26 protein-coding genes, 3 tRNA genes, 1 pseudogene and 1 other annotated feature are annotated in these 25446 nt (G+C 46.7%); of the genes and pseudogenes, 17 read left to right on the top strand and 13 right to left on the bottom strand.

Annotated features, from left to right (window positions below; genetic code table 11):
• Positions 1 to 37 precede the first annotated feature (37 nt).
• The 4 genes from ACWA50_RS00680 (at position 38) to ACWA50_RS00665 (ending at position 2326) form a co-directional block, all read left to right on the top strand.
• A tRNA-Val gene (locus tag ACWA50_RS00680) sits at positions 38 to 113 on the top strand.
• A 43-nt stretch (positions 114 to 156) separates the two neighbouring features.
• A tRNA-Val gene (locus tag ACWA50_RS00675) sits at positions 157 to 232 on the top strand.
• Between the two features lie 48 nt (positions 233 to 280).
• Positions 281 to 356 (top strand) — tRNA-Val (locus ACWA50_RS00670).
• A 191-nt stretch (positions 357 to 547) separates the two neighbouring features.
• On the top strand, positions 548 to 2326 hold the full coding sequence (locus tag ACWA50_RS00665; RefSeq protein ID WP_431053400.1) for an LTA synthase family protein: 1779 nt from the start codon (positions 548 to 550) through the stop codon (positions 2324 to 2326).
• Positions 2327 to 2375: 49 nt separating this feature from the next.
• On the opposite strand, the gene hisIE is transcribed toward ACWA50_RS00665, so the two are convergent.
• The 11 genes and pseudogenes from hisIE to yczE all read right to left on the bottom strand — a co-directional run bounded on the left by hisIE (position 2376) and on the right by yczE (position 12013).
• Positions 2376 to 2993 carry a bifunctional phosphoribosyl-AMP cyclohydrolase/phosphoribosyl-ATP diphosphatase HisIE gene (gene hisIE, locus ACWA50_RS00660; protein WP_431053398.1) on the bottom strand — a complete coding sequence of 206 codons (618 nt, stop codon included), beginning with the start codon at positions 2991 to 2993 and terminating at the stop codon, positions 2376 to 2378.
• Between the two features lie 25 nt (positions 2994 to 3018).
• A complete protein-coding gene (gene hisF, locus ACWA50_RS00655; RefSeq protein WP_431053397.1) occupies positions 3019 to 3792 on the bottom strand; it encodes an imidazole glycerol phosphate synthase subunit HisF in 774 nt (257 codons plus the stop codon).
• Positions 3774 to 4523: a 1-(5-phosphoribosyl)-5-[(5-phosphoribosylamino)methylideneamino]imidazole-4-carboxamide isomerase gene (hisA, locus tag ACWA50_RS00650; RefSeq protein ID WP_431053395.1), complete on the bottom strand. Its 750-nt coding sequence runs from the start codon at positions 4521 to 4523 to the stop codon at positions 3774 to 3776. The genes hisF and hisA overlap by 19 nt, the downstream gene beginning before the upstream one ends.
• A 166-nt stretch (positions 4524 to 4689) precedes the next feature.
• Positions 4690 to 5283, bottom strand: coding sequence for an imidazole glycerol phosphate synthase subunit HisH (hisH, locus tag ACWA50_RS00645; RefSeq protein WP_431053393.1), 594 nt, complete (start codon positions 5281 to 5283; stop codon positions 4690 to 4692).
• Complete coding sequence (locus tag ACWA50_RS00640) at positions 5283 to 6182, bottom strand: hypothetical protein (RefSeq protein WP_431053391.1); 900 nt, start codon at positions 6180 to 6182, stop codon at positions 5283 to 5285. The genes hisH and ACWA50_RS00640 overlap by 1 nt, the downstream gene beginning before the upstream one ends.
• Before the next feature lie 91 nt (positions 6183 to 6273).
• Positions 6274 to 7368, bottom strand: a complete 1095-nt coding sequence (gene hisB, locus ACWA50_RS00635; protein WP_431053389.1) for a bifunctional histidinol-phosphatase/imidazoleglycerol-phosphate dehydratase HisB — start codon at positions 7366 to 7368, stop codon at positions 6274 to 6276.
• Positions 7369 to 7385: 17 nt separating this feature from the next.
• On the bottom strand, positions 7386 to 8447 hold the full coding sequence (hisC, locus tag ACWA50_RS00630) for a histidinol-phosphate transaminase (RefSeq protein WP_431053387.1): 1062 nt from the start codon (positions 8445 to 8447) through the stop codon (positions 7386 to 7388).
• Between the two features lie 9 nt (positions 8448 to 8456).
• Positions 8457 to 8765, bottom strand: a pseudogene (locus ACWA50_RS00625) (type II toxin-antitoxin system death-on-curing family toxin); the annotation flags it as partial.
• 145 nt (positions 8766 to 8910) lie between these two features.
• Complete coding sequence (hisD, locus tag ACWA50_RS00620; RefSeq protein WP_431053385.1) at positions 8911 to 10191, bottom strand: histidinol dehydrogenase; 1281 nt, start codon at positions 10189 to 10191, stop codon at positions 8911 to 8913.
• A 13-nt stretch (positions 10192 to 10204) separates the two neighbouring features.
• Positions 10205 to 11104: an ATP phosphoribosyltransferase gene (gene hisG, locus ACWA50_RS00615; RefSeq protein WP_431053383.1), complete on the bottom strand. Its 900-nt coding sequence runs from the start codon at positions 11102 to 11104 to the stop codon at positions 10205 to 10207.
• A 40-nt stretch (positions 11105 to 11144) separates the two neighbouring features.
• Positions 11145 to 11270: a sequence feature (His leader region), on the bottom strand.
• A 95-nt stretch (positions 11271 to 11365) separates the two neighbouring features.
• Positions 11366 to 12013, bottom strand: a complete 648-nt coding sequence (yczE, locus tag ACWA50_RS00610; RefSeq protein ID WP_431053382.1) for a membrane protein YczE — start codon at positions 12011 to 12013, stop codon at positions 11366 to 11368.
• 285 nt (positions 12014 to 12298) lie between these two features.
• Here yczE and ACWA50_RS00605 point away from each other — a divergent pair, with 285 nt between their 5' ends.
• The 8 genes from ACWA50_RS00605 (at position 12299) to deoD (ending at position 21150) form a co-directional block, all read left to right on the top strand.
• Positions 12299 to 13387, top strand: a complete 1089-nt coding sequence (locus ACWA50_RS00605) for a PfkB family carbohydrate kinase (protein ID WP_431053380.1) — start codon at positions 12299 to 12301, stop codon at positions 13385 to 13387.
• On the top strand, positions 13384 to 14304 hold the full coding sequence (locus tag ACWA50_RS00600; RefSeq protein ID WP_431053379.1) for a pseudouridine-5'-phosphate glycosidase: 921 nt from the start codon (positions 13384 to 13386) through the stop codon (positions 14302 to 14304). The genes ACWA50_RS00605 and ACWA50_RS00600 overlap by 4 nt, the downstream gene beginning before the upstream one ends.
• A gap of 95 nt (positions 14305 to 14399) precedes the next feature.
• A complete protein-coding gene (locus ACWA50_RS00595) occupies positions 14400 to 15944 on the top strand; it encodes a YjjI family glycine radical enzyme (protein WP_431053377.1) in 1545 nt (514 codons plus the stop codon).
• Entirely contained in the window at positions 15931 to 16758 is an 828-nt protein-coding gene (locus ACWA50_RS00590; RefSeq protein WP_431053375.1) for a 4Fe-4S cluster-binding domain-containing protein, read from the top strand. The genes ACWA50_RS00595 and ACWA50_RS00590 overlap by 14 nt, the downstream gene beginning before the upstream one ends.
• Positions 16759 to 16971: 213 nt before the next feature.
• Positions 16972 to 18255: a NupC/NupG family nucleoside CNT transporter gene (locus ACWA50_RS00585; RefSeq protein ID WP_431053373.1), complete on the top strand. Its 1284-nt coding sequence runs from the start codon at positions 16972 to 16974 to the stop codon at positions 18253 to 18255.
• A 102-nt stretch (positions 18256 to 18357) separates the two neighbouring features.
• Positions 18358 to 19149 (top strand): deoxyribose-phosphate aldolase, encoded by a 792-nt coding sequence (deoC, locus tag ACWA50_RS00580; protein ID WP_431053371.1) that lies wholly within the window; start codon positions 18358 to 18360, stop codon positions 19147 to 19149.
• A gap of 24 nt (positions 19150 to 19173) precedes the next feature.
• On the top strand, positions 19174 to 20406 hold the full coding sequence (deoB, locus tag ACWA50_RS00575; protein ID WP_431053369.1) for a phosphopentomutase: 1233 nt from the start codon (positions 19174 to 19176) through the stop codon (positions 20404 to 20406).
• 24 nt (positions 20407 to 20430) lie between these two features.
• Complete coding sequence (gene deoD / locus ACWA50_RS00570; RefSeq protein WP_084255205.1) at positions 20431 to 21150, top strand: purine-nucleoside phosphorylase; 720 nt, start codon at positions 20431 to 20433, stop codon at positions 21148 to 21150.
• 114 nt (positions 21151 to 21264) lie between these two features.
• On the opposite strand, the gene ACWA50_RS00565 is transcribed toward deoD, so the two are convergent.
• Both ACWA50_RS00565 and ACWA50_RS00560 read right to left on the bottom strand, forming a co-directional pair.
• Positions 21265 to 21522, bottom strand: coding sequence for a BrnA antitoxin family protein (locus ACWA50_RS00565; protein ID WP_431053367.1), 258 nt, complete (start codon positions 21520 to 21522; stop codon positions 21265 to 21267).
• Positions 21482 to 21757 carry a BrnT family toxin gene (locus tag ACWA50_RS00560; protein WP_431053365.1) on the bottom strand — a complete coding sequence of 92 codons (276 nt, stop codon included), beginning with the start codon at positions 21755 to 21757 and terminating at the stop codon, positions 21482 to 21484. Before ACWA50_RS00560 ends, ACWA50_RS00565 begins: the two co-directional genes overlap by 41 nt.
• A gap of 184 nt (positions 21758 to 21941) precedes the next feature.
• Here ACWA50_RS00560 and djlA point away from each other — a divergent pair, with 184 nt between their 5' ends.
• The 5 genes from djlA to yjjX are packed head-to-tail and all read left to right on the top strand — an operon-like array spanning position 21942 to position 25296.
• Positions 21942 to 22796 (top strand): co-chaperone DjlA, encoded by an 855-nt coding sequence (gene djlA, locus ACWA50_RS00555; protein WP_431053363.1) that lies wholly within the window; start codon positions 21942 to 21944, stop codon positions 22794 to 22796.
• 2 nt (positions 22797 to 22798) lie between these two features.
• Complete coding sequence (locus ACWA50_RS00550; RefSeq protein ID WP_431054258.1) at positions 22799 to 23407, top strand: DUF2238 domain-containing protein; 609 nt, start codon at positions 22799 to 22801, stop codon at positions 23405 to 23407.
• Positions 23407 to 24381 (top strand): tRNA dihydrouridine(16) synthase DusC, encoded by a 975-nt coding sequence (gene dusC / locus ACWA50_RS00545; RefSeq protein WP_431053361.1) that lies wholly within the window; start codon positions 23407 to 23409, stop codon positions 24379 to 24381. The genes ACWA50_RS00550 and dusC overlap by 1 nt, the downstream gene beginning before the upstream one ends.
• Positions 24368 to 24754 carry a pyrimidine dimer DNA glycosylase/endonuclease V gene (locus ACWA50_RS00540; RefSeq protein WP_431054257.1) on the top strand — a complete coding sequence of 129 codons (387 nt, stop codon included), beginning with the start codon at positions 24368 to 24370 and terminating at the stop codon, positions 24752 to 24754. Before dusC ends, ACWA50_RS00540 begins: the two co-directional genes overlap by 14 nt.
• An 11-nt stretch (positions 24755 to 24765) precedes the next feature.
• On the top strand, positions 24766 to 25296 hold the full coding sequence (gene yjjX, locus ACWA50_RS00535) for an inosine/xanthosine triphosphatase (RefSeq protein ID WP_449343109.1): 531 nt from the start codon (positions 24766 to 24768) through the stop codon (positions 25294 to 25296).
• The last annotated feature ends 150 nt before the right edge of the window (positions 25297 to 25446 follow it).

Raw genomic sequence — 25446 nt, 5'->3', positions numbered from 1 at the left:
TTCAAGTGTCCGTTTGTTGTTATAAGTTTGACCTAGCGGGCGATTAGCTCAGTTGGGAGAGCACCTCCCTTACAAGGAGGGGGTCACTGGTTCGAGACCGGTATCGCCCACCACTTCCGCGCAAACTTATCCCATGATTTTAAGGCAATCTTAAGTGGGCGATTAGCTCAGTTGGGAGAGCACCTCCCTTACAAGGAGGGGGTCACTGGTTCGAGACCGGTATCGCCCACCACTTAAGACTTAAAATCACACCGCACTTAATCAGTTTCTGATTAGCGTCGGGCGATTAGCTCAGTTGGGAGAGCACCTCCCTTACAAGGAGGGGGTCACTGGTTCGAGACCGGTATCGCCCACCACTTTTCTTATTTCTAATCCGAAAAGAACACAAGACGAAAACAATCTAAAATAGTATAATATTTGATTATTGTTCTCATTATTCTATTTTATTATGCAATATCTGTTTTTGCCTTTGCGTATTTTAGCGTTTTCTGCACTCTTATTTGCTTTTTGTCGTTTACTGTTTATCGGCTTATACCCCGATTATTTTTTGAAATTAAACGTCACACAATTGCTGCACGCATTTGCGCAAGGCTTCCGTTTTGATATGCATATCAGTGTGATCGCACTGGCATTGGTATTGCTGATAACAGGGTTGCCTTTTCGTTTTGCTCAACGGAAAAGTATCTTAAAAACAGCAAGCTATATTGGTTTGCTAATTTTACTGTTGATGTTGACACTAACGCTGTTTGACTTGACCTATTTCGGTGAAGTTTACCGCCATCTCGGACAAGAATTGTTTCAAATCAGCGCAGATCTTGATGTGGTTTTAGAATTGGCATTTACCTCGCGCCTTGCTTATACGATTTCAGGGCTGATTCTGTTTGTTTTAACGGTTGTACTGTATAAAAAATACGTTATTAAGCCGATTGAAAAAAATCATTTTCCTCTGATTCAACCTATTTGGCTACGTCTTATTATTTACGTTGTATTTTTAGGGTTTTGCTTTTGGTTGGCACGAGGCATGATTACCCAAAGCCGCCCTATCGGTTATGCCGATGCGTTCCAAAATAATGCTTCCGCAGCCGAATCCAATCTAACCTTGAACAGTATTTTTGTGATTTGGAAAGAAGGAAAAAACCGTAAAAACAACACCGCATTAGATCTGTTGACAGATGATGAAGCACGGCAATGCGAAACGCGCTGCGTATCGGATTTTCAGTTCCGGGCAACCACGCCGGCAACACAGAAAAATGTGGTTTTTATTTTATTGGAAAGTTGGAGCTACGACTACATTGATGGTTTAAGTGGTAACAGTTATGGGGCAACACCGTTTATCGATTCGTTAATCCCCAAATCACAGGTGTGGGATAATTTCTATGCCGCTGGTCAGCGCAGTATTATAGGTATTCAAGCGGTGTTAACCTCAACCCCGGCTTTAAACAATTTCCCGACCTTAGGATTTGGGCTGGAATTAAACCGATTGAATAAACCGGCGGATATTTTGAATAAACATAACTACCGCACTTTGATGATGCAATCCTCAAACCGGCGTTCATTTAATATGGACGGCATTGCCAATATTTTAGGTTTTCAAGAATATTACGGCAAAGAGGATATTCCGCTGGTGCGCGAATATCCGCAGCCAACGCCAAAATTTGGCTGGGATTATGACAGTTTAATGTTTTTAAACCAAAAATTGAGTGAAACACAACAGGCGGATAAGCCGTTTTTCTCTTTTTTATTTACCGGTACAACCCATGAACCTTTTGCAGATCCAGGCAAAGCATTTCATCTTTATCCCCACGATAAACTGGGCGAAAACGGTTTTTTGAATACGTTACGCTACAGCGATTGGTCATTGCAACAATTTATGCAGGCGGCAGAAAAGCAGGCTTGGTATCAAAATACCATTTTTATTTTTAGTGCCGATCATGTGTTAAAGACAAATTCGGATCAATTACCGGAACAGTTTCATATTCCGTTGATCATCTATACTCCCGACGGCAGTTTAACGCCACTGCGGCATTCAGAATTGGCGACACAATACGATTTGTTGCCGACCATTATGGATCTCTTAGGTATTAACGATCCGATTAGCACCTTTGGGCAATCGTTAATTCAGCCTAATGAAAATAATTCGCCACTAATGCTGAATCGAGGAAATGTGATTGGTGTTCTCACTCAACATGGAAATGCGGTGTTGCAAGACAAACAACAGGTTGAATTAAGCAATTCATCGGCAATGCTACAAAATGAAATTCAGAAGTTAAAATGGAAAATTATTGGCGCAGAAAGAAAGTTAAAGAAAAATCAGTGGGTTGAATAAATCAAAGTTAAAACGGCATTCTTACTTATTGTGAGAATGCCGTTTTTCTTTATTTCGAATGCCGCTCTTTCAACTTACCAATTACGTCCGCCCAAGCCAGATCAGCGTCTTGCAACAGTACGGTTAAATGATAGGCTAAATCAGCCGCTTCACAAATGGTTTCATTGTGATCTTTCACCGTTGCCGCAAGTGCGGTTTCAACCCCTTCTTCGCCGACTTTCTGCGCAATGCGTTTTGTGCCGCGTGAATAGAGGAGGGCTGTATAAGAACTTGACGGATCTGCGCCTTTGCGAGCCGCGATTAAGCGTTCTAACTTGCTAAAGAAAATCCAATCCGGTTCGTTTTTATTGCTAAATTGGTGGAAACAGCTTTCCGCCCCGGTGTGGCAGGTTTTACCAATCGGATTGGCTAAAATCAATAACGTATCGTTATCGCAATCCAAACTCATATCCACCACATTCAGGAAATTGCCTGAAGTTTCACCCTTAGTCCATAAGCGTTGTTTGGTGCGTGAAAAAAAAGTCACTTTTTTCTCGTTCAAGGTTTTGGCTAACGCTTCCTGATTCATATAGCCCAGCATTAACACTTCGCAAGTGGTGGCGTTTTGCACGATCACCGGCAGCAGATTATCCACTTTTTGCCAGTCGATTTGTTGTAGATCTAACATTGTTTTATCCTATTATTTTTTACACTTAACGGCGCACTTCCACACCTTGCCGCGCAAGATAGGTTTTTAATTCGCCGATATTGATAATTTGCTTATGAAACACGCTTGCCGCAAGTGCGCCGTCTACATTGGCTTGCACAAAAGCGTCACGGAAATGTACCATTTCGCCGGCACCGCCCGAGGCAATCAACGGCACATGGCATATTGCACGCACCGCACTTAGCTGGGTTAAATCATAGCCTTGGCGTACGCCGTCTTGGTTCATCATATTCAACACGATTTCGCCTGCGCCGCGTTGTTGCACCTCTTGCACCCAGTCGAGCAACTGCCAGTTGGTTTGACGGGTGCGGGTTTCATCGCCGGTATATTGATTGACCCAATATTTGCCGCTGCTTTGCTCGAACCAACTGTCAATGCCGACCACAATCGCCTGTACCCCGAAACGATCCGCCAAACGGGAAATCAAATCCGGATCAGCCAACGCAGGGGAGTTAATGGAAATTTTATCCGCACCGAATGCAAACAGCTTTTCGGCATCGTCGATGGTTTTAATCCCCCCGGCGACACAAAACGGAATATCGATCACTTCCGCCACCCGCTCGACCCAGCTTTTGTCTACCGTACGACCGTCCGACGAGGCGGTAATATCGTAAAATACCAGTTCATCGGCACTTTCATAGGCGTAGCGTTTCGCCAACGGCACGATGTCGCCGATAATTTCGTGGTTGCGGAATTGCACGCCTTTCACCACCTGCCCGTCACGCACATCTAAACAAGGAATTATCCGTTTTGCCAACATTCGATTGCCTCCGCCACCGTAAATTTGCCTTCCAATAGGGCGCGTCCGATAATCACCCCGGCCACGCCCGTGCCTTTCAATGCTGCCACATCGGCAAGCGAACCGATACCGCCGGAGGATTGGAATTGAATGGTCGGATATTTGGCACAGATTTCGCGGTATAAATCCACGTTCGAACCTGCCAATGTACCGTCACGGGAAATATCGGTACATAAAACGTGTTGTAAACCGACCGATTGGTAATCTTCAATCAATTCCTCAAGCGACACACCGCTCGCTTCCTGCCAACCGCTAATCGCAATAATTTTCTCGCCGTTGGCAGCGATGTTGACATCTAACGCAAGTACAAATTTCTCGGCAGCGTATTTTTCAAACCAGCGTTTGACCATGTTGCGTTCTTTTACCGCGGTTGAGCCAATCACGACCCGATTCGCGCCCACCGCCAATAAATCCGCCACATCTTGTTCGCTACGAATACCGCCGCCCACTTGCACCGGGCAATTTGTCGCTTTGATAATCTTGCCGATTAACCCCGTTTGGCGTTTTGCCGGATTTTTTGCTCCGGTCAGATCCACCAAATGCAACTGTTCCGCCCCTTGTGCCACATAATCGGCAAAAAGTGCGGTCGGATTGGAGGAATAATTGGTCTGCTTGCCGTAATCCCCTTGATGTAAACGCACCACTTGCCCATCGATCAGGTCAAGGGCGGGGAGAATAATGGATTTTTTCATAGTATTTTCCTTATCCGACAGCGGCAAAGCCGCAATCGGTTACGCATAAGTCAGCCGCTTTGCGGCTGTTCCATATAAGTTAATGTTCTTTGCATACTGAGTGGCAAAGCCACTCAACTATGCGTAACCGCTTGCGACGTCAGTCGCTGGCGGAAACTAAGCTAGATTAGACATTCTCCACAAAATTCCGCAACAACTGCGCCCCGGCTTTGCCTGAACGTTCCGGGTGGAATTGTACGCCGTAAAAGTTTTTGTAGCCCAATGCGGTGGAGAACGCTACGCCGTAGTCGCAGCTGGCGATGGTGTTTTCGTTGGGCAAGACTGCATAGCTATGCACAAAATAAAAATGGCTGTCTTGTTCAATCTCCGCAAACAGCGGATGAGCCGCTTGATACCGCACTTGATTCCAGCCCATATGCGGCAAGGGTAAGCCGGTGTCGGGAATCAACTCGGTGCGTCCGCGCATTAATTCTAAGGTGGCTAAATTGCCTTCGCTGGAAAATTCGGTCATTAACTGCATGCCCAAACAGATACCCAGTACCGGTTGCGTTAGCTGTCGGATCGTTTCGATTAAATTGCGATCGGTTAGATTTTTCATCGCCGCAAGTGCGGTGCCGACTCCCGGCAACAGCAGTTTATCGGCTGCTTTGATTTCCGCTAAATCTCGGCTGATTTTCGCCTGATAGCCCAAACGATCAAACGCGAATTTTACCGAGGACAGATTGGCACAGCCAGTGTCGATAATAGTTATTCTTTGCACTAATTACTCCTAAAATACAACATGTTATTAGATAAATGAAAACTATCATTTTTATCTAATAAAATAAATTTCTTAAATCCTGATAAATCAGGTGCTTTAATAGTTCTAAATTTTGGTTCTTCAAATAAAGTATCAATTTTTAGAGATTTTTTCCTATGATTTTTCAGTAAAAAATCATAAAAATTAGGTGTATTGATATGTTCAGCAATCATCAAATATTCAATAGTAACTTTATTATTATCTATTGTAAGACAAGGGTATATTTCTCCATCACGAGATCCGATGGATGCACACATTGATGAATACTGTAAAAGAGGGAAAGAATCTTTCCATATTGATAAAATATTTTTAATTGCCTCTAATCTTATATTCGAAGACCATATGGTAATATACCCACTAACTATTCTTTCCCAAATTGGATCGCTTTTCGGGTATGGTTTTCCTGACCAATAATTAACTATATTTTCTATAGCGTTTGGTTTTAGACTATAGTTTTCATTTAGAATATGAGCAATCCAGTTAGAGTCAACCCTAGTTGATTTATTGGCAGCTACACCTACGTCAGCCAAATATTCATCAGAAAAATGTTTTCCCCAATTTTCATTTTCCCATATCCTAGCGACTGAATCGACTTCATCAAATACAAAAACACCTCTCAATCTAGATACACACTGAGGAAAAAATAACTTTCGTATATTATCTATATATATCTCACTTTGGATTCTATTGATGTTATTTGATATAAGCATATCAGACATCATTATTGACAGCATAGAATCTTTCGTATTTAATGTATCTACACTGCCAAAAAATCCGCGAGCTATATTCCAAGCCGAGACTGGATAATCATAATCAAGGTATATAAATCCTTCAAAATCTTCAGTGCCCAAATTATTCATTACAAATTTTTTCCTATTTTTAAAATAGCGAATAAGTTTATAAAAACTAAGTGTAGCGTTCTTAGTCTTAAAAATAATTCCATTACTCTTACTACAACACCCCTTTCGAGCTTGGCAACTGGTCGCTTTCAATTCGAATCGCTTGGCGTAAGGTTCTTCCGAAGGCTTTGAAAATCGCTTCCACTTGGTGGTGGGCGTTTTTGCCTTTGACACTTAAATGTAAGGTGCACGCCAGTGCGTAAGAGAGCGATATAAAGAAGTGTTCCGCCATTTCGGTGCTGAAATCGCCTACTTTATCGCGGGTGAATTTGGCTTTGAATTTCAGATATGGACGACCGGACAAGTCCATCGCGCATTCCGCTTTGCATTCGTCCATCGGCAGCACAAAACCGAAACGGGCAATGCCGCGTTTGTTGCCTAAGGCTTGTTTCAAGGCTTCGCCCAAGGCAAGTGCGGTATCTTCGATGGTGTGGTGATCGTCGATATGCAGATCGCCGTCCACCGTCACTTTCATGCGGAAACCGCCGTGGGTGGCGATTTGATCAAGCATGTGATCGAAAAAGCCTAAACCGGTTTTGATCTCGTTCATGCCTTGCTCGTCCAGCCACACTTCAACCCGAATATCGGTCTCTTTGGTGGTGCGCACAACGGCGGCATGGCGTGGTTTGAAGCCGGCTTTGCGAATGCGTTTTGCCAGAATTTTCTCGGCGATCAAATCCCAATTCAGTTTTTCAGGGTGATACTGCAAGCCGGCAATACCTAAGTTATCCGCCAGTTGCATATCGGTGGAACGATCGCCGATCACATAGCTGTGTTTCGGATCGAACAGCCCTTTATTGATATACTTTTTCAACAGCCCTAATTTCGGTTTACGGCATGCGCAGTTGTCTTCCGGGCGGTGGGGACAAATCAGCACCTCATCAAACTCAATTCCCTGCGAGCGGAACAGTTCCATCATCGCATTGTGCGGTTTGTCAAAATCGGCTTGTGGCAGCGACTCCGTGCCTAAGCCGTCTTGATTGCTCACCATCACGAAACGGAAGCCTTTATCGCGTAATTTGAGTAATGCCGGAATCACATTCGGCTCGAATTTCAGCTTTTCCAGCGTATCAATCTGGAAATCGGCTTTCGGCTCGTCAATCAAGGTACCGTCGCGGTCGATAAACAGAATTTTTTGTTGTGTCATGATGTTGTCCTTATTGTTTATTTTGATGAAATCGCCCGAATCGCCTCAACCATGCGGCGGTTTTCTTGTTCTGAACCGACGGTGATCCGAATGCAGTTGCTTAAGCCGAGAGCTTTATGTTGATCGCGTAAGATAATACCCTGATCCCATAAGGTTTTGAAGATGTGGTTGCCGTTATCGAATTTCACCAAAATATAGTTGGCTTCGCTGGCAAAGATTTTTTCGACGCACGCCAGTGATTGCAGCTCATTAATTAACCAAGTGCGGTATTCGACCACTTCCGCAACCCGTTGGCACATGGCGGTTAAGCCGCGGTTATCTAAGGCTTGGCAAGCCAGATCCGAAACCGGTACGGGGATTGGATACGGCGCGATCACTTTTTGTAATACATGAATCAATTCAGGATTTGCCAAGGTGAAACCGCAACGTAAACCGGCGAGGGCAAAGGCTTTGGATAAGGTGCGGATAATCGCCAAGTGCGGATAGTTCGCCAATTCATTGCTGAATGTCGCTTGCGGACAAAATTCGATATAGGCTTCATCGACCACCACAATCGCGCGATCACGGGTCATTTCCAATAAGGTTAATAAATCCTCACGCTTGACTAAATTGCCGGTCGGGTTATTCGGGCTACAGACGAAAATCACTTTGACTTGCTCAAGATTTTTTTCGATTTCGGCTAAATTCAATTGGAAATCGGCAGTCAGCGGCACGGTTTTGGTTTGAATGCCACAGGTTTCGGCACTCACCGCGTACATGCCGTAAGTCGGCGGACAATACAGCATCTTGTCGTCCGCTTCGCAAAAGGCACGGATAATCAGCTCAATGCTTTCGTCACCACCGCGGCTGACCAGCACATTTTCCGCCTGCAAACCGGCATAAGCGGCATAACGCGCCAGCAGTTGTTGCGGCTGTGATTCGGGATAGCGGTTAAAAGTGCGGTTCTGTAAATTAAGATCGGGCGAAGTCGCATATTCATTGGCATTCAGCCACACATCGCCCTTGCCGCCTAAGCGACGTGCCGATTGATAGGGCGTTAAGGCTTGAATATTTTTGCGTGCAAGTTGTGAAATTGTCATGGGGTTTCCTTAATCCTGTTCGTTGCTTTCTTTTAATAAAATAAAATGTTCGATTAATTTAATCATTAATTCTTTTTGTTCAGGCAAACTTTCTGCCACTAATAATGCTAAGGCAATCAGCGTGTTATCATTAATCAGTTGTTCAACCTGCTTGGCTAATAATGCCTGATTGAGCTGTAAATACCACAAAAACAAAAATGATCCGGTGCGTTTATTGCCGTCCGCCAATGCATGATTTTTTATCACAAAATAGAGCAAATGCGCGGCACGGCTGGCAACATTCGGATAAAACGGATCATCGCCAAAGCCTTGTTCAATACGGTTGCCATTTGTGCTTGTGATAGCCAAACGGTTTCATGATTGAATTTAACATCTACTTGAATTTGTTGATCTTTACTTGTATAAATCTGAATTTGGTTTGTCATCATTTTTCCCTAAAGACAACCGCACTTTGCGTTTATCTTTATCCCATCTTCGCCAAACGAATACTCACCGCTTGTTTATGTGCGTCCAGCTGCTCGGCGGCTGCCATTAATTCAACGGTTTTTGATAAATCTTTAAAGCCTTGCGGGGTGAGTTCTTGCACTGTCATACGTTTGCTGAAATCCGCTAAGCCAAGGCTTGAACTGGTGCGCGAGTAGCCGTAGGTCGGCAGCACATGGTTGGTGCCGCTGGCGTAGTCGCCCATGCTTTCGGGGGAGTATGCGCCTAAGAAAATCGAACCGGCGTTGTCCAACTGCGGTAATAAGGCGCGGGCGTTTTCCACTTGCACGATTAAATGTTCCGGTGCATAGGCGTTGCTGATTTGCACGCATTGCTGCAAATCGTCAGCGACGATGGTGCGGCTGTGGCGCAGGGCTTGGCGTGCGGTTTCGGCGCGCGACAAGCCGGCAAGCTGCCGTTCAATCGCAAGTGCGGTCTGTTCGGCTAAGGTTTTGCTTGGGGTGACCAAAATCACTTGGCTGTCTGCACCGTGTTCCGCTTGCGACAATAAGTCGCTTGCCACGAAATCAGGATCGGCAAATTCATCGGCAATCACCAACACTTCGGAAGGCCCTGCCTGCATATCAATCGCCGTGCCGAGTTGTGTGACTTGGCGTTTGGCTTCGGTCACAAAGGCGTTGCCCGGCCCGAAAATTTTATCGACTTTCGCCACGCTCTCCGTACCGAACGCCATCGCAAACACCGCCTGTGCGCCGCCCACCGCATAGATGGTTTCTATGCCGCACAGGTTGGCGGTATACAGAATTTCATCGGCAATCGGCGATGGCGTGCACAGTACCACTTTTTGACAACCTGCGATTTTTGCCGGAATGGAAAGCATTAGCACGGTAGAAAACAGCGGCGCAGAACCACCGGGAATATACAAACCGACTTTATTAATCGGGCGGGTCAGCACTTCGCATTTTACTCCGGCTTGGGTTTCCACTTCGATCACGCTCGGTTTCTGCGCTTGGTGAAATGCGTCGATATTGCGATACGCATTTTGAATCGCTTGTTTCAACTCATCAGGCACACGGCTGGCGGCTTGGGCGATCTGTTCGCTTGAAACGGTGAGCGTTTCCAACCGCACTTTGTCGAATTTTTCGGTCAACTCAAGTAAGGCGCTATCGCCGTTTTGCTGCACCTTGGTTTTAATCTCATTCACTGCCTGCTCGATACTGGCGGAATTGGTGATTGCAGGGCGTTCAAGTGCGGTAAGCTGTTCCGCTTGAGAAAGTTGATTCCAAATGATTGTATTCATTATTATGTCCTTATTAACCCATCATCTTCTCTATCGGCAACACCAAAATCGAGCTTGCGCCGACTTCTTTCAGTTGTTCCATGGTTTCCCAGAACAGGTTTTCTTGGCTGACGACATGCATTGCCACTTTGTCGTCATCGTGTGCCAGCGGCAGAATGGTCGGGTGTTCCACCCCCGGTAACAGTGCGGTGATTTCGTCCAGTTTGTCTTTCGGCGCGTGCAGCATAATGTATTTACTTTCGCTGGCTTGTTGCACCCCTTGAATTCGAGTCAGCAGTTTATTGACCAAGGCTTGTTTTTCTTCGCTTAACTCGGCGGCACGTTGGATTAAGCAGGCTTTGGATTGATAAATAATTTCCACTTCGCGCAAGCCGTTGGCTTCTAAGGTTGCGCCGGAAGAAACCAGATCACAAATCGCCGTGGCTAAACCGGCGGTCGGTGCCACTTCGACCGAACCGGTCAATAAACAGTTTTTAAACGGTACGCCTTCTTCCTGCATATAGCGTTTCAGCAAATTCGGGTAAGAGGTGGCGATACGCGCGTCGGTTAAATCTTGCACGCCGTTGTATGCCATGTCGCGCGGTACGGCGAGTGATAAGCGGCAACCGCCGAACTCAAGGCGTTTCAACATCTTGTATTGCACTTCGTCACCGGCAGACAACCGTCCCAACTCTTCTTCTTCCAATACGTTTTCGCCGATAATGCCCAAATCGACCACGCCGTCGAACACCAAGCCCGGAATATCGTCATCACGCACGCGCAGAATATCAATCGGCATATTTTCCGAATAGGCGATTAAGCGTTGTTCGTTCCAGTTGATTTTCACGCCGCACTGTTTCAGCAACGCTTGTGATTCTTTGCTTAAACGCCCGGATTTTTGCATAGCGATACGTAAACGTTTTTTATCCAACATAGTCAGTCCTTATTCATTCCAATTTTAAAATGCCTGTAAAAAAATAAACCCCTCGAAAGTATCCTTCCGAGGGGTCGTTATTGCTTTGCCGTACTTAACTCGGAAGAGGTTTATCTTCCAAGCAACACCAAACGCCTGAAAGAAGAATCAGGGGTGATGGTGATGAGCAGTACGGATTAAATTCATGTGTTTTGTTCCTTTAAAACAGATGTGGTTAACATACTGAATCCGCTTTTATTATGCAAGTATTATTTGCAAAAATTAGCGTTCCTTTGCCTTGGCGCTAAAAATCGCCAGTGTGAACTGGATCACCCAGCCGATTGAAAAGGCGAATAACAGCGTGGCGAAGCCGAGCGTGCCGCCGAGGAGAAAGCCGATCAGCGCAACCGCACTTTCCATGGCGGTGCGCACAATGCCGACTTTGAGTTTAAAACGTTGGCACAGTCCGACCATTAACCCGTCGCGCGGTCCGGAACCCATATGGCAGGTGAGATAAAACGCCGAACCGACGCCCATTAACAAAATGCCGAGCAAAGCGTAGGCAAAACGGGCAAGTGCGGTCTGCGGCGTAGCGAGGCTGGCGGCAACCGCGCCAAGGGCAATGGCGATCAACACGATATTCAGGATCGTACCCAAGCCGATTTTCAGCCGCAGCGGCAGCCACGCCAACATCACCACACAGCTGATGATAAACGAGGCGAAACCGACACTAACCCCGGTTTGCAATGCGATCCCCTGTGACAGAATCGTCCATGGCGCCGACCCTAAATCGGAGACCAACAGAAATCCTTCGCCCACGCCGACCAGCAATAGCGACAGGCATAACGGCACGAAACTGTGGAATTTCACTTCCCACAGCCGATTGGCGCTCCATTCGGTTTTCGGTAAAACCGCGTACTGTTTTTTCAAGGTTATTTCCGCTATGGCGAATGTTTAATTATTCTGAATTGTGACATGATCATGTTAAAAAGAAAATCATTACGGACGAAATAACTTTTCTGTCTTAGTTATATCAATTGGAGCTTGTCGGATTGTTGCTGAAAATAAACCGCACTTTGAGTCTAAGATCACAAATTTGAATAATAAATAAACAAAATTTGTTATCTTGCTCACAACATATCATTTTTTCACTTTATTTTTCTTGGGTAACGTTCAGAATTTAAACATAAGTTGAAAAACAAACAGGTGTTGATTATGCATCGCGAGCAACAAATTTTAGAACTGTTACGAAAAGATCCGTTAATGCCTCAACAACAACTTGCGGATATTTTAGGATTAAGCCGTTCGAGTGTTGCCGGCTATATAATGAACCTAATGCGCAAAGGGCAAATCAGAGGAAAAGGCTATATTCTTTCACCGCAACAGCGAGTCGTGACGATTGGCGGAACGAATATGGATATTGCCGGTTATCCACTCAATAATATTGTTTTCGCTGATTCTAATTTAGGCAAAATAAAATGCACTCCCGGGGGAGTCGGGCGTAATATCGCACAGAATATTGCTATGCTGGGGAAAGAATCTCATCTCATTTCAGTCGTTGGTGATGATTTATATGGGGAGACGGTATTGGAGCGAACGAAGCAGGCGGGCGCGCATGTCGATCGCTGTTATAAGTTGCATAACGAAACCACATCCACTTATTTATCGCTGTTGGATAAAAATGGCGAAATGGTGGTGGCGATTAATGATATGGACATTTTAACGCATTTAACCCCCGCTTTATTATCTTCACGCCTGGATTTTATCCAGCATGCCGATGTGATAGTCCTGGATTGTAATTTAATGGAAAAAACACTGGCATGGATCTTCAGCAACTGTGGGGATATTCCCATTTTTGTTGATCCGGTTTCGACCTTTAAGGCGATAAAAATCCGACATTGGCTCTCCCATGTTCATACGTTGAAGCCGAATCGTTTGGAAGCGGAAACCCTGAGCGGTATAGCGATAAAACATCGTGATGATGTGGCAAAAGTAGCGGAATGGTTTCATGAACAGGGCGTGATTCGCTTGGTATTGAGCATGGGCGCCGAGGGGGTTTATTTTAGCGAGCAATCGGGAATAGACGGTTGGTCGGCCCCATTGAAAGTGAACACGGTCAATGTGACCGGCGCCGGTGATGCAATGATGGCGGGATTGGCATGTTGCTGGTTGGAAAATATGACATTACAGGAAAGTGTACGTTACGCGCAGGGCTGTTCTGCAATGGCATTGTCTTCCGAATTTACTAACAATCCGAACCTATCGGATGATAGCGTTAAAAAACTCTTAGAGGTTCAATTATGAATAAATATCTTGATATTGCGCCAGAAGTGGCAACCGCGTTGGAAAACAAGGTACCGGTGGTGGCATTGGAGTCTACCATTATTTCACACGGCATGCCTTATCCACAAAATGTCGAAACCGCACTTGAAGTAGAAAACGTTATTCGTGAAAACGGCGCTGTCCCTGCGACGATAGCCGTTATTAAAGGGCGGTTAAAAGCAGGATTATCGCGTGATGAAATCGAACTGCTTGGTAAAGAAGGGCACGCCGTGGCAAAAGTCAGCCGTCGGGATTTGCCGTTTGTTATTGCTGCTGAGCAAAACGGCGCAACAACTGTCGCCGGAACGATGATTGTTGCGGCGTTAGCCGGTATTAAAATGTTTGCGACCGGAGGGATTGGCGGCGTTCATCGGGGAGCGGAACGCACCTTTGATATTTCGGCAGATTTGCAAGAATTGGCTCGAACCAATGTGGCGGTTATCTGTGCAGGTGCAAAGTCGATTCTGGATCTGGGAATGACAACGGAATATTTGGAAACATTCGGAGTGCCGTTAATCGGTTATCAAACAGATAAATTACCGGCATTTTATTCAAGGACAAGCCAGTATAATGTCAGTATCCGTTTAGATTCGGCAGAAGCAATCGCAAAAGCGCTAGACGCTAAATGGGCGGCGGGGTTGAATGGCGGTGTGGTGATAGCCAATCCGATTCCGGAGGCTTTCGCAATGCCGGAAGAGGAGATTAATACCGCTATTGATCAAGCCGTAAGGGAATCACTTGAGCAAGGGGTTGTCGGCAAAGACAGCACGCCGTTTTTGCTGGCGCGGGTGGCGGAACTGACCGGCGGCGAGAGTTTGAATTCGAATATTCAATTAGTGTTTCATAATGCCAAATTGGCTGCTCAGATTGCCGTTGATTATCATAACGTTGCGTTATAACACCTTTGTATATCAGAACCTTATCAGGTTGCCGTCCGTTATGACGGCGGCGGCCTGCGTTATCATTAACATAGATTCAAATAGGGGAAATTTATATGCTGGCGACAACACAAGATATTTTAAATACGGTAACTGCGGTCAATTTAACTTATCAGCAAAAATTAATGAGTCTGGCAAATATTGCCGAGCGCTTAATTGATCCGCGTGAGCTTTTAGGTTATAGCGAAGAAGAGTGGCATTATCTTGAAAACCAAATGATCTGCGACTTAAACGAAGGTTATGCGATTTATCGTCCTCGCTATATTTTGCCGGATTATTCGGTTTATCTTAAACAAGGCTGCCAATTCTTAGCCTTACCTATTCCCAAGACACTGGATGAGGTGTTAGACGGGTTACTGATTCTATATTCCCATGTGCCGTCTATTACCACGTTTCCGGTGTATATCGGGCGTTTGGACAGCCTGCTCGAGCCGTTTATGACGAATGAAACGGAAGATTATATTAAAATTAAACGCTTTTTAAATCATATCGATAAAACCGTACCGGACTCTTTTTGCCATGCCAACATCGGGCCTTATGAAACGACAGCCGGGCGTTTGATTTTACAGGCCGTGATTGAGCTGGAAAACACTACGCCGAATATGAGTATCCGCTACGATAAACGCAAAACCTCACGCGAATTTGCCGAATTGGCGGCAAAAGCCTGTTTATTGGTGTCAAAACCGTCGTTTGCCAATGATGTGTACTATATTCGGGATTTAGGCGAACAATATGGCATTGCCAGTTGTTATAACGCCTTGCCGGAGTGCGGCGGCGCATACACATTAACGCGTTTACGCCTCGGTACAATCGCCCGCACTTGCCGGACGGTTGCGGAATTTGTTCAGGGTTTACTGCCGAAGGTCGCCAACTTAGCGCTATCCATCATGGACAAACGCCATCAGTTTTTAGTGGAAAAAAGCGGCTTTTTTAAATCCAGCTTCTTGGTGAAGGAAGGGTTTATCCAACGCACCAATTTCACCGGCATGTTTGCGATTGTCGGCTTGGCGGATGCGGTGAATCACCTGTTGCAACAAGAAGGGCTGAACGAAACCTTCGGGCAGAGCGAGAGAGGAGACGTCATTGCAACCGCGATTATGGATTGTCTGAGCGAAGTCAATGGACAACATCGAGGGCTTTATGCGGAACGCACCGACGGACATTATTTGCTGCACGCGCAAGTGGGCGCTAGCAACCACGAAGAAGATAAGCGCAACACCCCGGCACACCGCATTAAAGTGGGGCAAGAGCCAACCTTATTGGCGCACTTGAAGCAATCCGCACCTTTCCACCGTTATTTCCCGTCAGGAACAGGGGATCTGTTTGCATTCGATCAAACCTACCTCGATCACCTTGATGCGGTAGTTGATATTATTGATGGCGCATTTGCCTTGAATTATCGCTATATCACCACCTATTTGAAAAATACGGATCTGATTCGTGTGACGGGTTATTTAGTGAAAAAAAGCGAAGTTGAACGCTTCCGCAAAGGGGAGGCGGTGCTGCGAGATACCACCTGGTTCGGTTCGGGCACGGATGACTGTGCGCAGGTCTTTGACCGACAATTGCGTGATCAAGGCGATGTGAATGCAGCCGGATAAAACAATAAAGTGCGGTTCTGCGCCCGATCAGACCGCACTTGGGCAAATTTTTGTGCCGTTGCAGCGGATTATTCCGTTTTCCAATGTCGAAGGTTCGGGAAATCGGATCAGTATTTTTTTACAGGGCTGTAAACTCAATTGTCTGTACTGCCATAATCCTGAAACCATCGCCAGATACAGCGCAGACAGCAGTTTGGTGAGTTTAGATTATTTATATCGGCAAGTGCGGTCGAGCATGCCGTTTATTCGCGGTGTCACGGTTTCCGGAGGCGAACCGACCATTCATCATCGCAAACTAGTGCCGTTTTTTCATGCGGTGCATGAACTCGGCTTGAGTTGTTATTTAGATTCCAGTGGCTTTTTTGATTTTGACATGACACAAGAGTTGATTGCGGTAACGGATAAATTTCTGTTCGATGTCAAAGGAATCGGCGCCGGATTACAAACGTTGTGTTTGGATCGCAAAAACCGCGCGGGGCTTGTGTCGCAACAAGCAGATTTAACCGTGCGAATCAAACCGGAAAATAGAGAACGCAACCTTAATAATCTTGTTCGTTTACTGCGGTTGGGCAAAGTCGAGGAGGTGAGAGTGGTACTGATTAAGGGCTATTTTGATCTATATGAATTATTGGCGCGAGTCGCTGCGTTACTGAAGCCCTACCCGGAGGTCTTGTTTAAACTGATACGGGTTCATGCGAAAGGAAGCCGGGATCCGTCAGCTATCGAACGTTTAATGCCAACGGCCGATGAGATGAATCATATGACAGCGTACGTAAAAGCCTTGGGTATAGAAAAAACGGTAGCAATTTATTGAACATGTGAAGTATGTTTTTTGTACGAATAGTTTGGAAAGGCTCCAATATAGTTGATTTAGATCTCATTATGAAAATTATTTTCAGACTTTTTTTAAAAAAGGGGTATAGTTGCAATCTTAAAAATTTGAAGCCGTTACTTTTAAAGAGCGGGCTGTTGTTTTTTATAGTGAAAATTTAACTATTTTTTTTAGTTTTTAATACAGAGGTTGATTATGGATTCACTACTCAGTATCGTCGGTATAGTTGTATTACTGGCAATTGCATTTTTGCTTTCGAATAATAAAAAAGCAATTAACTATCGTACCGTGTTGGGCGCATTGGCGATTCAAATCGGGATTGGCGCACTGATTCTTTATGTGCCGGCCGGACGTGATGCGCTGTTGGCGGCGGCACAAGGTGTTCAAAAAGTCATTAATTACGGCAATGACGGAATTGGCTTTTTATTCGGCGGTTTGGTCAGCGACAAAATGTTTGAAGTATTCGGCGGCGGCGGTTTCGTGTTTGCCTTGCGCGTGTTGCCGGCAATCATTTTCTTCGCCTCGTTAATCTCCGTTTTATATTACATTGGCGTTATGCAATGGGTGATTAAAATTATCGGTGGTTTCTTGCAAGTGGTGTTGAAAACGTCGAAAACCGAATCCATGTCGGCGGCGGCAAATATTTTCGTCGGGCAAACCGAAGCCCCATTAGTGGTGAAACCGTATATCGCCAAAATGACCGAATCCGAACTGTTTGCAATTATGTGCGGCGGCTTGGCGTCGGTTGCCGGAGCGGTGATGATCGGCTATGCGCAAATGGGCGTGCCGTTGCCATATTTGATTGCCGCTTCGTTTATGGCGGCACCGGGCGGTTTATTATTTGCCAAAATTTTATTTCCACAAACCGAAAAGCCGCATGATGACATTGATCATGATGGCTTAGAAGAAAAACCGGCTAACGTATTGGATGCGGCGGCAAGCGGCGCTTCTTCCGGGATGCAATTAGCGATGAATGTGGGGGCGATGTTGTTGGCATTTGTGGCATTAATCGCATTACTTAACGGTATTTTAGGCGGCGTTGGCGAGTGGATTGGCTTCACGGATCCGAATCATCCATTAACCTTGCAGATGATTTTAGGTTGGATTTTCCAACCGTTGGCTTATGTAATTGGTGTGCCGTGGAGTGAAGCGCAAGTCGCCGGTTCAATGATTGGGCAAAAATTAGTGATTAATGAGTTCGTCGCTTACCTTGATTTTGTTAAATATCTTGGTGCGGATGCCCCGGTGGTGTTGAATGAGAAAACCAAAGCAATTATTACTTTTGCGTTGTGTGGTTTCGCCAACTTCAGCTCGATTGCCATTTTAATCGGTGGTTTGGGAACAATGGCGCCAAACCGTCGCTCCGACGTGGCGCGTTTGGGGATTAAAGCGGTGATTGCCGGTTCGCTATCTAACTTAATGAGCGCCGCAATTGCCGGTTTGTTCATCGGTTTAACCGGTGCGGCATTAGTCGTCTAACTACCGCACTATTGGTTTTAATACGGAACACCACGCTTGGCGTGGTGTTTGTCATTCGATGACAGGGCGGTTTTAGCCCCGGTCATCTTTGCAGGAGTCACTATGACACAATTGAACGACATTAAAAAAACGGCAAAACTGGCGTTGAGCCTGATGGATCTGACCAGTTTAAACGACAACGATACCGACGAGGCGATCATCGCATTATGCCGTCAGGCGAAAACCAAATTCGGTTCGCCGGCGGCGGTTTGCGTTTACCCGCGCTTTGTTCCGATTGCGCGTAAAACCTTGCGGCAGTTGGGCTTGGCACAAGTCAAAATTGCTACGGTCACCAATTTTCCGCACGGTAATGATGATCTTGACATTGCGGTTGCCGAAACCAAAGCGGCAATTGCTTACGGCGCAGATGAAGTGGATGTGGTGTTTCCCTACCGCACTTTGATCAAAGGTGATGAAAAGTGCGGTTTTGAACTGGTCAGTGCGTGTAAAAAAATCTGTGCGGACAACAACGTGTTGTTGAAAGTGATTATCGAAAGCGGCGAATTACAAACTGCGGCGCTTATTCGCAAAGCCTCTGAAATTGCGATTCGAGCCGGTGCGGATTTTATCAAAACCTCAACCGGCAAAGTGCAAGTCAACGCCACTTTGGAATCGGCAGAACTCATGTTGCAAGCCATTGCCGATTTAAACGTGCAAGATCGAGTCGGCTTTAAAGCGGCGGGCGGTGTACGCACTGCACAAGATGCACAGCAATATTTGCAATTGGCCGCCCGCATTTTAGGCGGCGACCGGCTTAATCCCGCTCATTTCCGTTTTGGCGCTTCGGGTTTATTAAATGATTTATTAGGAACTTTAGGCGGGGAAAACCAGTCTAACTCTACAAGTCAATACTAAAAACAAGAGAAGAAGGAAAAGAAGATGAAAAGAACCTTTATTTTAATGATGGACTCTTTTGGTATCGGTGCCGCAGCAGACGCGGATAAATTCGGTGATGTCGGCTCGGATACATTAGGGCATATCGCGGAGCAATGCGCCGCCGGCAAAGCCGACAACGAACACCGCAGCGGTGCGTTGAAATTGCCGAATTTAACCAAATTGGGCTTGGCAATGGCTGCAAAAGAATCGACAGGCCGTGTGCCGGCAGGCATGGATGCGAACGCAGAGATTATCGGCGGGTATGCCTTCGCAAAAGAGATTTCTTCAGGCAAAGATACGCCGTCAGGGCATTGGGAAATCGCCGGAGTACCGGTGCTGTTTGATTGGGGCTATTTTAAAGATCATCAAAACAGCTTTCCGCAAGAATTACTTGATCGAATTGTGGCGAAGAGCGGTATTCCGGGCTATTTAGGCAACTGCCATTCGTCGGGGACGGTGGTGTTGGATGAATTAGGGGAAGAGCACATGAAAACCGGCAAACCGATTTTCTACACCTCGGCCGATTCCGTGTTTCAAATTGCCTGCCATGAGGAAACCTACGGCTTAGAAAAATTATATGAACTGTGTCATATCGTGCGTGAAGAATTGGAAGGCTATAATATCGGACGTGTGATCGCCCGTCCGTTTATCGGCGCAAAAGCGGGCGAGTTCAAACGTACCGGCAACCGCCATGATTATTCGGTATTGCCGCCGTCTGCGACCGTATTACAAAAATTGGTTGAGGAAAAACAAGGTGACGTGGTGTCTATCGGCAAAATCGCGGATATTTACGCTCACACCGGCATTACCGAAAAAGTGAAAGCCACCGGCTTGGAAGAGATTTACGACCGCACTATCGAACAAATCAAAGCCGCTGGCGATAACACTATCGTGTTCCCGAATTTCGTCAATTTTGATTCTGATTACGGACACCGCCGTGATGTCGCCGGTTATGCACAGGCATTGGAATACTTCGATTCGCGCTTGCCGGAAGTGTTGGCGTTGGTGCAAGAAGGCGATCTATTGATTATCACCGCCGATCACGGCTGTGATCCGACTTGGAGCGGCACCGATCACACCCGCGAACACATCCCGGTGTTGATGTACGGCAGTGAAGTACCGAAGGGTTTCTTGGGCAAACGCGAAACCTTTGCCGACATCGGACAAACCATTGCCGGCTATTTCGGCACATCGCCGATGGATTACGGCACAACAATGATTAACTTTCAAAAATAACGATTGATTAAAGAGGATATTATTATGGCTACACCACATATCAATGCCGTTGACGGCGCATTTGCCGACGTTGTTCTTATGCCGGGCGATCCGCTGCGGGCAAAATACATCGCCGAAACCTTTTTGGAAAACCCTCAAGAAGTGACCAATGTACGTAATATGTTGGGTTATACCGGCACTTACAAAGGACGTAAAATTTCGATTATGGGGCACGGCATGGGGATTCCGTCTTGCTCGATTTATGCCAAAGAACTGATCACCGAATACGGCGTGAAAAAAATTATTCGCGTCGGCTCATGCGGCGCAGTGCGCCATGACGTGAAAATTCGCGATGTGGTAATCGGCTTGGGGGCATGCACCGATTCCAAAGTCAACCGTATCCGCTTCAAAGACAACGATTTCGCCGCGATTGCCGATTATTCAATGGTCGCGGCGGCGGTGGAAGCGGCAAAGCAAAAAGGCGTGAAAGTGCAGGTCGGTAATTTGTTCTCTGCCGATCTGTTCTATACCCCGGATGTGGAAATGTTTGATTATATGGAAAAATACGGCATTTTAGGCGTGGAAATGGAAGCTGCAGGGATCTACGGTGTCGCCGCCGAATTCGGCGCCAAAGCGTTGACTATCTGCACCGTCTCCGACCATATCCGCACCCACGAACAAACCAGCGCCGAAGAACGCCAATTAACCTTCAATGAAATGATTGAAGTGGCGTTGGAATCGGTGTTGATCGGTGATCAACAGTAAAGTGCGGTTTAAGCTAGGTTAGCATTGAGCGAAGCGAAAGACAATAAATCTTGAGCGTCACTGTAATCGTATTTACCCCCTGACGTAAATGTCAGGGGAAATTTGAGTATCGTATTATATCGGCATATTTTGACGCAACACCGCATTAATCCGCGTTTGCCAGCCTTTTCCAGTGGCTTTGAATGCGGCTAAAATATCGCTGTCTAAGCGCAATTTAATAGCCTGCTTCGGATTATCTAGCCGTGGTCGCCCACGTTTGATCAGGTTTTCCCCTTGATATAAATCTGCACTTTGGAAAAAATCATCGCCGAGCTCTGGCGCATCATCAGGATCAATCCAAGTAGGATGTAAAACGTTGTTGTTCTCTTTCATTGGCTTTCCTCATTGAAATAATACGGCGATTCTTATCACGCCAAGTCCAAACGATCACCACGAGCCGTTCAGCGAGTGTGCCGATGGTGATATAGCGTATTTCCCCATAGTTTTGACGGGAATCTTCCGCCGTAAAATGTGTACCGTGAAAAACCTGCTCTGCGTGAGCGAAATCAAGCCCACGCTCTAGCAGAGTTTTCTGGCGTTTCAATTGATCATATTCAATCCCTGCCAAATTAATGTACCCCCATTAATTAATTAAATCAAGTGCTATGCAGTTTAATTCAGCAGCAATTTAATCAATACTACACGGACAGAAGTCTGGAATCTTGATCGCAAACTTCCTTGTTTCTAAGCCCCGCCGATTCAGGTAAAATGACGGCATTTTATTTGTGCATGTGTTTGTGAATAGGAAAAACATGAATTTTATCGGAAAAATTATCGGCTTTATTTTAGGCTACCGCTACGGTGGCTTTTTTGGCGCGCTTTTTGGGGCGGTGTTAGGGCATTTTGCGGATAAAAAAATCTACGAAATGGGCAGCGTCAGCTCCAGCTCGTTCGGGCGTACCTTGACTCGCCAGCAACTGTTTTTGAAAACCACCTTTGCCGTGATGGGGCATTTAAGCAAATCGAAAGGGCGGGTGACGGAAGACGATATTCAACTGGCGCAAAGCTTAATGAACCGTTTGAATCTTGATACTGAAGCGCGGCGCATGGCGCAAGACGCGTTCAATCAAGGCAAACAGGCGGATTTTCCGATTCGTCAGGTCATTCGCGAGTTTCGGGTTGGCTGTGGGCGCCGTCCTGATCTGTTGCGCATGTTTTTGGATATTCAAATTCAGACCGCACTTGCCGATAACCACTTGCATGACAGTGAAAAAGAGCTGTTGTTTGTGATTGCGCAAGAACTGGGCTTGTCGCAAATGCAGTTTGAACAGATGATGGCAATGATTTACGCCTCGCAACAATTTGCCAACGGCGGCTTTCAGCAACAGGACGGCTATCGGCAGCAAAGCGGCTATCAAGGCGGACAGCAATCTTACCGCACTTCGTCAGGCGCAAGCTTAGACGCGGCGTATCAGGTGATCGGCGTAACGGCAAACGATGATCAAACCACCGTCAAACGCGCTTACCGCAAATTGATGAACGAATACCACCCCGATAAACTGGTCGCCAAAGGCTTGCCGCCGGAAATGATGGAAATGGCAAAAGAGAAAGCTCAGAAAATCCAAGCGGCATATGACATGATCTGCAAGGCGAAAGGCTGGAAATAATGATGCCGCAGCGTAGTGCATTTCCGGTTGTGTTAGCCTTAATTGTCGCGCTAATAGCCGTTTGGTCTGGAATCGCCCCCTTTTCAAGAGCGGTGTGGTACGCGGAAGTCGCGCCGGTTTTTGTGGTATTTACGGCGTTAGTCATGACTTATTCACGTTTTCAATTCAGCAATATCGCGTATTTTTTAATGAGCTTGTGGCTGATTTTGCATTTAATCGGCGCACATTACACCTTTGAACTTGTGCCGTTCGAATGGGGCAGCCGCTTGCTGAGTGGTTGGTTCGGCGAAGATCGCAACCATTTTGATCGCGTGGCGCATTTTATCATCGGTTTTTATAGCTTCCCGATGGCAGAATGGCTGTTGCGTCGTAAGTTATGCGGACCGATTTTAGCCGGTTTCTTTGCGCTATTTTTTATTATGAGCGTTGCAGCCGCCTACGAATTGATCGAATGGCAATATTCGGTGATCGCCGGTGGCGACGAGGGCATTGCTTTTCTCGGCTCTCAGGGGGATGTGTGGGACGCGCAAAAAGATATGCTTGCCGACACGTTGGGCGCGCTGACCGCACTTGCGCTGTTCTACTTGTTGCGCACGGATAAAACGGTCTAATGCGCGTCATTCTAGCCCCGATGCAGGGCGTGCTCGATCCGTTTTTGCGCCATTTGCTGACCCAAGTGAATGATTACGATCTCTGCTTGTCGGAATTTGTGCGCGTGGTCGATCAACTGTTGCCGAAAAAAGCGTTTTATCGGTTGTGCCCTGAATTGCAACACGGCGGTTATACCCGCGCCGGTACACCGGTGCGGGTGCAGTTGTTGGGGCAGTTCCCCGAGTGGTTGGCGGAAAATGCGCAAAGAGCGGTTGAACTGGGGTCGCACGGGGTTGATTTGAATTGCGGTTGTCCGTCAAAAACCGTGAATAACAGCCAAGGCGGCGCTTCCTTATTGAAACAGCCGGAACTGATTTATCAAGCCACCAAAGCGATTCGGCAAGCGTTGGATAAATCGTACACCGTCAGTGTCAAAGTGCGGTTGGGCTGGGACAGCGATTCGGCGGCGTTTGAAATTGCCGACGCAGTACAGCAGGGCGGCGCAGATGAAATCACTATTCACGGGCGCACCAAAAGCGACGGTTACCGTGCCGAGCGGATTAACTGGCGGAAAATCGGCGAAATCCGTCAGCGCTTGCAGATTCCGGTGATCGCCAACGGGGAAGTTTGGAACTGGCAAGACGGGCAAGCCTGCTTGGCGGCGACCGGCTGCGATAGCTTGATGATCGGGCGCGGCGCGCTGAACATTCCCAATCTCAGCCGGGTGGTGAAGTTCAAGCATGACAAGCTGGCGTGGGCGCAGGTGTTGCAACTGCTACAACAATACGTTAATCTCGACAATCCGGCGGACAGCGGTTTTTACCATGTGGCGCGGATTAAACAATGGCTGCGTTATTTGGAAAAGGAATATCCGCAAGCGGCGCAACTGTTTCAAATCATTAAAACCGAACATGGCTACGGCGGTTTAAAAGCCGAAGTGGAACGCCAAACCGCACTTTGTATCAATAAGGAGAGCGATGATGACCCGTATTAATGTCGTGCCGGTCGGCGAGTTGTGCGATCAACATTTGCTGGCGGAACACCGCGAGTTGACCCGCATTCCGAATGCGATCGCCAAAGGCAAATACAATTTGACCGGGCAGCCCGAGGATTATAAATTAGGCACAGGACACGTTAAATTTTTTATGAACAAGCTCGCTTTTCTGCACAAACGCTATCACGCTTTGCACCAAGAATGCTTGGCGCGCGGCTTTAATGTCACCAATCGTTGGGCCGAGGATTTGCCAAGCGAACCGCACTTATGGCTCGATTACCAGCCAAGCGACAACGCCCTGCGCTTAAATCGAGCACGAATTGCGGAGCGTATGCCGCTGAAAGCGCGCTTCACCCCGCATAAAACCGCTTAAACGGGAGAGCCATGCAAATCGTCATCGCCTCGGTCAATCCGGTTAAAGTCAATGCAGTCAAAACCGCATTCAGCAAATTGTTTCCTGATCGCACTTTGCATTTTAAGGCTATGCCGTCGCAATCGGGCGTGGCGGAACAGCCGATGAGCATGACGGAAACCAAACAAGGTGCGTTCAATCGGGTGCGATTCTGTCAGCAACAGTTGCCAAACGCGGATTTTTATCTGGCGATTGAAGCCGGAATCGAGCGCTTTGATTACGGCGCGGCGACCTGTGCCTATGTCGTCATCAGCGACAAAGTGCGGTTTGCAGTCGGGCGCAGTGCCGAATTGCCGATTCCCGATTGTGTGTACAATCGACTCAATCCGGAAATGGAATTAGGCACGGTGATGGATCAGCTGTTCCAAACCGAAAACATCAAACAAAAAGGCGGCGCGATGAGCCTGCTGACCAACGGCAACGCCAGCCGCGAAAGCGTGTACGTGCAAGCGGTGATTTTGGCGATGGCGAAATTTTTGCATTTATCGCTTTTTGATCCGTAAAATTCCTTGATAAGAATGCGGTTATTTTGCCTAGATAGGTGGAATTTAAGAAATTATTAGCATTTTTACGGAAAATATCGGTATAATGGCACCGCTTATACTCTTTGTCAGCGTGCGGCTATCAAAAATGATCTATTCAAGTTATATGAA

The organism is Testudinibacter sp. P17/SS/0325, from assembly GCF_053570765.1.
The sequence above is the reverse complement of the archived record's forward strand: the minus strand, read 5'-3'. Positions and strand labels throughout refer to the sequence as shown.

Bases quoted from the DNA above. Each gene is read 5' to 3' on its own strand.
- ACWA50_RS00540 (WP_431054257.1), top strand. From the start codon at position 24,368: ATGACCCGTATTAATGTCGTGCCGGTCGGCGAGTTGTGCGATCAACAT.
- dusC (WP_431053361.1), top strand. From the start codon at position 23,407: ATGCGCGTCATTCTAGCCCCGATGCAGGGCGTGCTCGATCCGTTTTTG.
- hisG (WP_431053383.1), bottom strand. From the start codon at position 11,104: ATGTTGGATAAAAAACGTTTACGTATCGCTATGCAAAAATCCGGGCGT.
- yjjX (WP_449343109.1), top strand. From the start codon at position 24,766: ATGCAAATCGTCATCGCCTCGGTCAATCCGGTTAAAGTCAATGCAGTC.
- hisD (WP_431053385.1), bottom strand. From the start codon at position 10,191: ATGAATACAATCATTTGGAATCAACTTTCTCAAGCGGAACAGCTTACC.
- djlA (WP_431053363.1), top strand. From the start codon at position 21,942: ATGAATTTTATCGGAAAAATTATCGGCTTTATTTTAGGCTACCGCTAC.
- deoB (WP_431053369.1), top strand. From the start codon at position 19,174: ATGAAAAGAACCTTTATTTTAATGATGGACTCTTTTGGTATCGGTGCC.
- deoC (WP_431053371.1), top strand. From the start codon at position 18,358: ATGACACAATTGAACGACATTAAAAAAACGGCAAAACTGGCGTTGAGC.
- hisC (WP_431053387.1), bottom strand. From the start codon at position 8,447: ATGACAATTTCACAACTTGCACGCAAAAATATTCAAGCCTTAACGCCC.
- hisF (WP_431053397.1), bottom strand. From the start codon at position 3,792: ATGTTGGCAAAACGGATAATTCCTTGTTTAGATGTGCGTGACGGGCAG.
- ACWA50_RS00565 (WP_431053367.1), bottom strand. From the start codon at position 21,522: ATGAAAGAGAACAACAACGTTTTACATCCTACTTGGATTGATCCTGAT.
- ACWA50_RS00640 (WP_431053391.1), bottom strand. From the start codon at position 6,182: ATGAATAATTTGGGCACTGAAGATTTTGAAGGATTTATATACCTTGAT.
- deoD (WP_084255205.1), top strand. From the start codon at position 20,431: ATGGCTACACCACATATCAATGCCGTTGACGGCGCATTTGCCGACGTT.
- ACWA50_RS00590 (WP_431053375.1), top strand. From the start codon at position 15,931: ATGCAGCCGGATAAAACAATAAAGTGCGGTTCTGCGCCCGATCAGACC.
- ACWA50_RS00600 (WP_431053379.1), top strand. From the start codon at position 13,384: ATGAATAAATATCTTGATATTGCGCCAGAAGTGGCAACCGCGTTGGAA.
- hisA (WP_431053395.1), bottom strand. From the start codon at position 4,523: ATGAAAAAATCCATTATTCTCCCCGCCCTTGACCTGATCGATGGGCAA.
- ACWA50_RS00550 (WP_431054258.1), top strand. From the start codon at position 22,799: ATGCCGCAGCGTAGTGCATTTCCGGTTGTGTTAGCCTTAATTGTCGCG.
- ACWA50_RS00585 (WP_431053373.1), top strand. From the start codon at position 16,972: ATGGATTCACTACTCAGTATCGTCGGTATAGTTGTATTACTGGCAATT.
- ACWA50_RS00605 (WP_431053380.1), top strand. From the start codon at position 12,299: ATGCATCGCGAGCAACAAATTTTAGAACTGTTACGAAAAGATCCGTTA.
- hisB (WP_431053389.1), bottom strand. From the start codon at position 7,368: ATGACACAACAAAAAATTCTGTTTATCGACCGCGACGGTACCTTGATT.
- ACWA50_RS00595 (WP_431053377.1), top strand. From the start codon at position 14,400: ATGCTGGCGACAACACAAGATATTTTAAATACGGTAACTGCGGTCAAT.
- hisIE (WP_431053398.1), bottom strand. From the start codon at position 2,993: ATGTTAGATCTACAACAAATCGACTGGCAAAAAGTGGATAATCTGCTG.